This window comes from Mycobacterium sp. TH-M11 (genome assembly GCF_057473725.1).
Genome location: NZ_JBYCLD010000004.1, coordinates 26986 through 35521 on the forward strand (window position 1 = coordinate 26986; position 8536 = coordinate 35521).

Annotated in this window: 8 protein-coding genes and 1 pseudogene; 3 read left to right on the forward strand and 6 right to left on the reverse strand. The window is 65.2% G+C overall.

From position 1 onward, the window contains the following. Positions 1-44 precede the first annotated feature (44 nt). The gene (locus tag AC2VOG_RS00175; RefSeq protein ID WP_486937899.1) at positions 45-767 is read left to right on the forward strand and encodes a class II aldolase/adducin family protein; all 723 of its coding nucleotides are present in this window, start codon (positions 45-47) and stop codon (positions 765-767) included. Positions 768-777: 10 nt separating this feature from the next. Continuing rightward, positions 778-2046 carry an amidohydrolase family protein gene (locus tag AC2VOG_RS00180; protein ID WP_486937890.1) on the forward strand — a complete coding sequence of 423 codons (1269 nt, stop codon included), beginning with the start codon at positions 778-780 and terminating at the stop codon, positions 2044-2046. A 14-nt stretch (positions 2047-2060) separates the two neighbouring features. Here AC2VOG_RS00180 and AC2VOG_RS00185 read toward each other — a convergent pair whose 3' ends face one another. The 5 genes and pseudogenes from AC2VOG_RS00185 to AC2VOG_RS00205 all read right to left on the reverse strand — a co-directional run bounded on the left by AC2VOG_RS00185 (position 2061) and on the right by AC2VOG_RS00205 (position 6693). Beyond that, positions 2061-2639, reverse strand: a complete 579-nt coding sequence (locus tag AC2VOG_RS00185; RefSeq protein ID WP_486937900.1) for a hypothetical protein — start codon at positions 2637-2639, stop codon at positions 2061-2063. A 106-nt stretch (positions 2640-2745) separates the two neighbouring features. Then, on the reverse strand, positions 2746-3834 hold the full coding sequence (locus tag AC2VOG_RS00190) for an NAD(P)H-dependent amine dehydrogenase family protein (protein ID WP_486937891.1): 1089 nt from the start codon (positions 3832-3834) through the stop codon (positions 2746-2748). 277 nt (positions 3835-4111) lie between these two features. After that, positions 4112-4849: a cutinase family protein gene (locus tag AC2VOG_RS00195; protein WP_486937892.1), complete on the reverse strand. Its 738-nt coding sequence runs from the start codon at positions 4847-4849 to the stop codon at positions 4112-4114. 160 nt (positions 4850-5009) lie between these two features. Continuing rightward, a pseudogene (locus tag AC2VOG_RS00200) lies at positions 5010-6121 on the reverse strand (DUF1214 domain-containing protein). After that, positions 6118-6693 (reverse strand): TetR/AcrR family transcriptional regulator, encoded by a 576-nt coding sequence (locus AC2VOG_RS00205; protein ID WP_486937893.1) that lies wholly within the window; start codon positions 6691-6693, stop codon positions 6118-6120. Before AC2VOG_RS00205 ends, AC2VOG_RS00200 begins: the two are co-directional and overlap by 4 nt. A 28-nt stretch (positions 6694-6721) precedes the next feature. On the opposite strand from AC2VOG_RS00205, the gene AC2VOG_RS00210 reads away from it, so the two are divergent. Then, entirely contained in the window at positions 6722-7969 is a 1248-nt protein-coding gene (locus tag AC2VOG_RS00210; protein WP_486937894.1) for a sulfotransferase family protein, read from the forward strand. Between the two features lie 25 nt (positions 7970-7994). Here the strand turns inward: AC2VOG_RS00210 and AC2VOG_RS00215 are convergent, their stop codons facing one another. Beyond that, positions 7995-8507, reverse strand: coding sequence for a peptidoglycan endopeptidase (locus AC2VOG_RS00215; protein WP_486937895.1), 513 nt, complete (start codon positions 8505-8507; stop codon positions 7995-7997). Between the last annotated feature and the right edge of the window lie 29 nt (positions 8508-8536).

Sequence of the window (8536 nt, forward strand, 5' to 3'; positions counted from 1 at the left end):
CGCCTGAGCGTCGCCGTGGCGGCTTCGAAGTATGGGCGCCGTCGGTGGTTCCACCGATCGGCGTTGACCTTTCCGATCGGCAAGCGCTCGCAGTCGCCTTCCGCCATCTGGCCGGCATCGGTTTCGCCGAGAATCTGGCCGGCCACATCACCTGGCAACCCGAGGGACAAACCGACATGTTCGTCAACCCGTGGGGCCTGTGGTGGCAGGAGATCACCGCCTCGGACATCTGCGTGGTCGACGCCGACGCGAAGGTTGTCGACGGCCGTTGGGATGTCACGCCGGCGATTCACATCCACACCGAGTTGCACCGGGTCCGCGACGACGCACGGGTGGTCATCCACAATCACCCGTATTACGTCTGCGTCCTCGCTGCGCTGGGCAGACTTCCGGAATTGGTCCATCAGACCGGCGCACTGTTCCTCGACGACCTGTGTCTCGTGGATGCCTACGACGGCGAAATCGACAGTCCTACGCGCGCAGCTGATCTCGCGGCACGCATGGGCGGTGCGAACCTCACGATCTTGGCCAATCACGGAGTGATCGCCACCGGCCGCAACCTCGCCGAGGCGGTCTACCGAGCCGCATCCATCGAGCGAGTCTGCAAGCTGGCCTACGACGTGATGCTCACCGGCAAGGATCCGACGAGGATGAACTGGTCCGACATGGCGGGAATGCAGCGATCGCTCATCGAGCGTGCGGCCGAGGTGTACTGGTCGGGCGCGGCCCGCTTGACGATCAAAGCTGACCCGGCCGTGCTGAAGTGAGTGGATTGCGATGAAATCGATCGACGAACTGGCCGCGAATCTGAGCTTCACCACCGCCAAGACCGGCGACGACCGGTCGGTCACGTTTCTGCCCGATCCGCCCAGGGCGAAGCGCCGCTACACAATGATCTCGGTGGACGATCACATCGTCGAACCGCCGGACACCTTTACCGGCCGACTGCCGCGACGGTTCGCCGATCGGGCGCCGAAAGTGGTGGACACCGACGGAGGCGGGCAGACCTGGGTCTACGACGGCCGGGCATTGCCCAACGTCGGGTTCAACGCGGTCGTGGGGCGGCCGGTTTCCGAGTACGGTTTCGAACCGGTTCGATTCGACGAGATGCGCAGGGGCGCTTGGGATATCGACGAGCGCGTCAAGGACATGGACCTGAACGGCGTCTACGCATCGCTGAACTTCCCGTCGTTCCTGCCGGGCTTCGCCGGCCAGCGCCTGCAGCAGGTCACCAACGACCGTGACCTGGCGCTGGCCTCGGTGCGGGCCTGGAACGACTGGCACCACGAGGTGTGGGCGGGGTCGCACCCCGGCCGCATCATCCCCTGCCAGTTGCCGTGGCTATTGGATCCTGACCTCGGCGCACAACTGATCCGTGAGAACGCCGAGCGCGGCTTCCATGCGGTCACCTTCAGCGAAAATCCCTCGATGCTGGGGTTGCCGAGCATCCACTCCGGCCACTGGGACCCGGTGATGGCGGCGTGCGCCGAAACTGGGACCGTGGTGAACCTGCACATCGGTTCGTCGGGATCGTCACCGTCGACTACCGACGACGCGCCGCCGGATGTGCAGGGCGTGCTGTTTTTCGCCTACGCCATTTCAGCGGCGGTCGACTGGCTGTACTCCGGATTGCCGAGCAGGTTCCCCGACCTCAAAATATGCCTGTCCGAAGGCGGAATCGGTTGGGTGGCCGGACTGTTGGATCGCCTCGACCACATGCTGAGCTATCACGAGATGTACGGCACGTGGGCGGCACTGGGGGAGAGCCTGACTCCGGCCGAGGTGTTCACCCGCAACTTCTGGTTCTGCGCCGTGGAAGACAAATCCTCGTTCGTGCAGCACGACCGGATCGGGGCCGACAACATCATGCTGGAAGCCGATTACCCACACTGCGACTCGACATGGCCGCACACCCAGCAGACCGTGCACGAACAGATCGGCCACCTGCCGGCGCCGCTGATCCGAAAGTTCAGCTGGGAGAACGCCTCACGCCTGTACAGCCACCCCGTGCCAGTCGAGGTCCAGCAGAATCCGGATGCATTTTAGTCGCAGTCGCAACGTCAACTGCCCAGAGCTTTTTTAATCAATTCGTCTTGCTTTTGGCCGACATCGGCGACGAACTCCGGTGGCGCCAGCGCGAAGGAAGGCCCATCGAACTCCATCGTGACCAGTGCCTTGCCCTCGGTGAACACCAGTACGGTCACGCCCTTGGAGTGGTCCGGCGACAGCCCGCTGACCGTCGAACCTCCTGTCCCGACCTCCACGCGCAGCGATTTGGCGAGAAGGGTCTCGCGATGCGTGGCCTTGGCCGAATCGAGAGCGGTGGCGGCAGCATCTGTGTCCGGCAGGATCTCGATGGTGTCGATGATGGAGTGGCTGTGGTCTGCATCGGTGAACGTGACCGCCGCGCCCGGCTTACCGTTCGGATCTTTGACGGCCGGGCCGGCGGTAAAGGCGTCGGGGGCCTTGATGTCGCTGGCTTTGATCAGCAGGGTGGTGTAGTCGCTGATGGCGGGGTGCGGAGAGGTAGCCGATGCCGAAGACGTCGTTGATGGCTTCGAACCGCTGCTACAGCCGACAGCCGACGCACCCACCAGTGTCGCCGCGATTGCCGTCGTGGCGATCACCGGCGGCAGAATCCTCATCACACGAAACTCCTTTTCGCGTCGCTTAGCGCAAACCGTATCCCAGGGGCACGCGAACTGGCGATCGGTCGTCGGCTTCTGCGCTGCCGGGCGATATCGGCTATCTCGTCACGATGTCTTCGCGGGCGAACAAGCCACTGCCGGTGATGAGCGGCAGGTCTAATGTCGTCCTGATGCCGGGCGACGCCGCGATCACCGCCGGGATGGCGTTGACGATGCGCCCGGCGGCACCGGAGATGGCGGCTTGGTTGTGGTCGCCGAACCGACTGCTCGGAACAATGTCCACCGCATACGAGGGCTCGCCGGTGATCTCGACGCGGTAGGACCCGCCACCCGCAGCAGGCTGAGGTAAGTCGGGCCGCAGGTCAGGGCGCAACCGGGTGATGTGCTCGATGACGATCGCCGGGTGACCGTCGACCATGCCGCAGATCTCGAACTGCAGGACGGCGACGGTGCCTTTGGCCACGCGACCGACCGCGATGTCGAAATCCTCCGGCGCCGGCTCACGCTGGTAGGACTCGGCGATCTCGTCAACCTCGATGCCCAGGCCCGCCGCCAGCTGCCTGATCGCCGTTCCCCAGGCGATGCTGAGGACACCCGGCTGCAGCAGCATCGGAATCTCGTCCATCGGCCGAGCGAATCCCATGTAGCGCATCACTTCCGCGCCGTCGTACGACGCGTAGTCATGGATTTCCATGCAGCGCACCTGCTCGACGCGTTGACAGGTGCCGGCCAGCGCCAGCGGAATCAGGTCGTTGGCAAAGCCCGGATCGACACCACTGATGAACAGACTGGAATTACCCTGTTGGGCAGCGTCTTCCACCCGCTGGATGTATTTCTCCGGCAGCACACCCCAGGGGTATTGCAGCAACCCAGGTGACGAACCCACGACATTGATACCGGCGGCGAGAATCCGCATGACGTCGGCCATCGCGTCGGGCAGACGCGTGTCGCCCATCGCGCAATACACGATGCACTCCGGCTTGGCTGCGATCAGCGCGTCCAGGCTGTCGACCGCCGCGATTCCGGTGGATACGTCGAGGCCGGCGAGTTCACCGGCGTCTCTGCCGATCTTGTCCGGTGTCGATACGCACAGCCCGGTCAGCTCGAACTGCGGGTTGGCGATCAGTTCGGTGAGTGCCAGCCGACCGACGTTTCCGGTGGCGACGTGGGCGACTCGGATCGCCATAGCTTGTTCTCCATCCCTGCATGCGCGCGACAGACCGCACCCGAACGCTAGCCCACGCCGAACGCAGGCGCGACGAATCGCGCTCGGCGTCGTCGTCGCCCGCGAGCCAGTTCCGCGGCGAACCACGCCAGTAATGGCGAACTATTCAGCTACCGCACGTCGTTGGCGCGGTGGAAACGAACATGAGGTAGCCCAGCGGGCCGGGACCGCCAAGATTGAGCGCCGACGTCATTGCCGCTGCGGCCGCCTGCCGCACGGTCGAGACGCGCGGATCGATTCAGTTGCCGAAGCTGGTGTGTTGCGGCGCTGGGCCACCGGTTCCCAGGATGTGACTGGCCGCGAAATCGGCCCCCTGGGCGATCACGCTGCCGTCGTCGACGTAGCTGTTGTGGGCGGCGAAGTTCACCCCATCCGAGCACACCGGGTCTTCGACCGCGCAGACCTCGATGGTCTTCTGCTGATACTGCGGCCCGATCACCAGCGGCGGCTGGCCGAGAAAATTCATCGCCCGCACGTTCGGCGAGCCGAACAGCACCAACGCCGCAACGTGATTGGCCACGCCCGGATCCAGCGGCTTGGGGATCGACGCCGGATCCACGTCTTGCGGCACCGAGTCTGGAATGGCCGGCGACGTCACAAAGCCCGCTACCGCTGCGCCCTGCGAGTAGCCGCCGAGCACGATCTTGGTGTTGGGGCAGGTGGCGGCCTCGGATGTGACGTGCGCAATGGCATCCCGGATGCCATCGAGTCCGGTCGACCATTGATCGCTGGCCGGGTAGTTCACCGGGTAGACGTCCAACGACTTGCCGGGTAACCGGGCACGAAGGGCGTCGACAAAGGCCTGGCCGGTTGGCCCGACGCCCGGCTCCTCGCCGGTACCGCGCGCGAAGATGACTTGGGCATCCGGGCACTGCCGGGAGGAGGGAGCGGCGGAGGCCGGCGCCGTGGAGACTCCGAGCCCCCACACCGCGGCCACCGCTGCGCTGACGAGACAGGTGACTGGATACGCATTCATGACGCACAAGATTCCCACACGGATGTTCTTCCAAACTGAGAATTACCTGGGCATAGCCTGAGTGCGGATCTGGGCGATTGCGGGTATGCGGCGACGGTGGTGGTCCTGCTCGCCAGCGCTTGCCGCCAGTTGGTCACGGCGGCAGGATGTTTCGGTCCGGCTAGCTGATGCCGGCCGGCGCGTCAGCGGCGTTGACCAGCCTGACCTCCGGTGCGGCCGGCACATCATCGGCGAGGAACCAGCGGAAAGCGAGGTTGCCGCGGGGGTAGTCGAGCGTGGTCAGCGAGTTCGGATGGGTGGTCATACCTCGAGACAGCACGACAGTCACCGAGCCGTCGGAGTTGGGCACCGCGCTGTGGCCGTTGACCGAGCAACGTGCGTCGGCGACACCGTGGGTGGCCATGAACTGGTTCCAGACCACCAGGTTCCAAAATCTGCACCGTGGCGGGCGGTGGGTGATGACCAGTGCCTCGTCGTCGTCGAGAACAAAGCTGCCGTAGGAGTAGCAGGCGTCACGGGCCGACCACCCGAAGTTGGCATCGGACACTTGATAAGGTTCGGCAAATTCGTTTGCAGCGTAAGCGACTTCGTGGCCCAGACCATGCGACCGCTCGACCCGTGCACCCACCGCCAGGGGGACGATCGCGAACATCGTCCGCATCCAGATCGCCGCTGCACGAAGCTTTGCCGCCGTCTCGACATCGCCATGTCGCACGGGATCGGGCGTATCGAGAGACTCGATGTGCCAGTCGATCGGGCGACCCGTACGCGGGTCGGCCTGATAGTCACGAGTCATCAGCACTGCCGCATCCGGTGTCGGCCCGAACTGGAAGAAAAAATTACCGTCGGCATCGATGTCGAGATCGTCGTCGCGCACACTGGCCACGATCCGATCCGACCAGGCACCGGGTGATGGTTCGTTGTAGCGGTCAGCGAGAAGTACACGCTGTCGGCGCGATTGCCGCTGATGCGATAACGGCGCGCGGGGTCGACTGGACAGATGTTGTAGTAGGCATCGGTGTTGTCGCCGCCCCAGCGGCGGTCACGTCGGAACGGTGTGTTGATTGCCACGAACTCGGGTCGGCTCGGCTCACCGAACAAGCAGGTGTCGAACGCGACGCCCAAGGTGGTGGCCAGCATTCGGTAGCCGTCGGCGATCTGCTGGTCGTCGGTAACGGCGCGATCGCCCGCCAGGAACGAGCGATCCAGTCCACCCAAGGTGTCGATCAGTTCGCGCCAGGCGGCGGTGGATTGGTGCTCGGTGTCGGTCATCCGCTGATCCCTCTTGCGATGAATGCCGCTGTCCGGTTCACCCAGGTCTCGTCGAGCGCTTCGCCGCGGGTGAGCAGCGCCAGGAATGTGGTCCCGGCAACGACTTCGACGAGCTCGCCGGCGGTGATGTCGGATCGGGCTTCGCCGCGGGTGACGGCGTCGGCGAGTCGGTGGGTCAAATCCCGAGACACGATGTCGCTGAAGCGCTCCAGCAGCGCCGCGTGCAACGTCAGGTCGGCGGCCATCTCACCGACCAACCCCGGCAGCGCCGCCCGCGCCGCGGGCGTCGTCAGCAATGCCGCTGTGCGGCTGACCATCTCGCGCACATCGCCCGCCAGCGACCCGGTTTCGGCGAGGGTGGTGGATTCGCTGATCGGAAACACCGCCTCGTGCACCAGGTGCGCCTTGCTCGGCCAGCGCCGGTAGATCGCGGGTTTGCTGGTGCCGGCCGCCCGGGCGATGGCGTCAACCGAGAGGTCGGCGTAGCCGGTCTCGGCCAGCAACTCGACGGTCGCACGCAGCACGGCACTGTCGATGCGTTTGTCGCGGGGGCGGCCAAGCTCCGTCATCATTACGAAACCAAGAGTAACATAATTCGCCATGGCGGAGCGCGGGCCTACCCCAGTGCATCTTGACGATCTCGCTGTACCGCGCTTCAGTCCCGAGATCGATCAGGTGCGCGCGGTGATGGCGACGCTGGCATCGCAGTGCCCGCTGGACGCCGAGGTACTGCACGCCAAGGCCGCCGCCGAGACCGGCCTGACCGACTTCGGATCCTCGGACTACCGCGAGCGCCTCGACGTGTACCTGGAAGCGTTGCGAGACATCGACGGTCTGCACGGCCCCGGAATCGTCAACTTCCATGCGCAGACGCTGCAACTGCTCAAGAATCGGTTACTGCTCAACGACCTGCTCGCGCGCCATCCCGAAATTCGCGACATCGAACTCCGGCCGCCCGTCGTCATCGCTGGTCTGCCCCGCACCGGAACCACCCATCTGCACAATCTTCTGGCAGCGGGCCCTACGTTCCGCAGCCTTCCCTACTGGGAGAGCGTCGAACCGTTTCCACTGCCTGCCGAGGTGGGGATCGAGCCAGATCCGCGCAAGACCCGCATGGACGCCGCCGTCGAGTTCATGAACGCGGCGATGCCGCACTTCCCGCTGATGCACGATATGACCACCGAGCACGTCCACGAAGAAATTCAGCTGTTGGCCAACGATGTCTCCACAATGCTGTTCGAGACACTTGCGCACGTGCCGCGCTGGCGCGACTACTACCTCGGGCATGACCAGACGTCCTCTTACGAGCACCTCAAGCTCCAGCTGAAAGCCTTGCAGTTCCTCAGGGGCGGCCGGCGCTGGCTGCTCAAATCGCCGCAGCATCTCGAACAGCTGCCGGTGCTGGATGCGGTGTTCCCGGAGGCCGTGGTGGTGTTCACCCACCGCGATCCGGTCCCGGTCGCGCTCTCGATGCTGGCGATGATCATCTACACGGCGCGGATGCACCGATCGCCGGTGCCCGTGCACGAGATCGCAGCATCGTGGTGCGAACGGTTGGAGCTGATGCTGTCCGCGCTGGTCCGGGACCGGGACCGGATACCACCCGAGCGGTCGATCGACGTCCGGTTCGACGCCTTCATGGCCGACGAACTGCGCGTCGTCGCGCGGATCTACGACGTGGCGGGCGAGCCGCTGACCGAGGCTGCTCACACCGCGATGACCGATTACCTGGGCAGCCACCAGCGCGGACGGCTGGGCTCCATCGCGACATCGCCCGAGCTGTTCGGACTCGACGCGCACGATCTACCCGGCCGTTTCACCCGCTATCGCGCACGGTTTTCGGTCTGAACGCCCTCGCTAGTCGGATTTCGGGCTAGTCGGCGACCGGCGGTGCCGGCGCATCGTTGGGCGCGTCCCCAGCCGGAGGGCCGACGGGTTCCGGAGCCGGCGGAGGTGGCGGCTCGGGGGCCACCGCGTCCACCAAGACCGGCGCCGGGGCATCAGGCGGCGCGTCACCGTCCACCGGCAGGTACATGTGATGGGTGAACTGCGGCTGGTAGGCACCGCCGCCGCCGATGCGCACGCCGCCGCCTTCGCCGCTGGAGACGGGGGTGCCGTCGGGCAGCGTCACTGCCGTGTGACCACGGTTCCAGCCGATCACCACAGCGCCGGGTGCCGTGCCGTATTTGAATCCGCGCGCCAGTAGCGCCGACTCTTCGTCGCCGGTGTTGAATCTGCCGCTGAAGGCCGGCCGGTCAGTTGCGACATTCGAAACCAGGGATGCCAGACCCGAGCAGTCCGTTCCCGCGGGCGAATTGCCACCGGTGATGTAAGGCGTGCCCGACATCTGCTGAATAAGACTCATCAGCGTCGCTAAAACAAACATGAGCCGGGACGGTACTTACAAGATCAATA

Coding starts and splice junctions, on each gene's coding strand:
- AC2VOG_RS00205 (WP_486937893.1), bottom strand. CDS start 6,693: ATGATGACGGAGCTTGGCCGCCCCCGCGACAAACGCATCGACAGTGCC.
- AC2VOG_RS00195 (WP_486937892.1), bottom strand. CDS start 4,849: ATGAATGCGTATCCAGTCACCTGTCTCGTCAGCGCAGCGGTGGCCGCG.
- AC2VOG_RS00210 (WP_486937894.1), top strand. CDS start 6,722: ATGGCGGAGCGCGGGCCTACCCCAGTGCATCTTGACGATCTCGCTGTA.
- AC2VOG_RS00215 (WP_486937895.1), bottom strand. CDS start 8,507: ATGTTTGTTTTAGCGACGCTGATGAGTCTTATTCAGCAGATGTCGGGC.
- AC2VOG_RS00190 (WP_486937891.1), bottom strand. CDS start 3,834: ATGGCGATCCGAGTCGCCCACGTCGCCACCGGAAACGTCGGTCGGCTG.
- AC2VOG_RS00180 (WP_486937890.1), top strand. CDS start 778: ATGAAATCGATCGACGAACTGGCCGCGAATCTGAGCTTCACCACCGCC.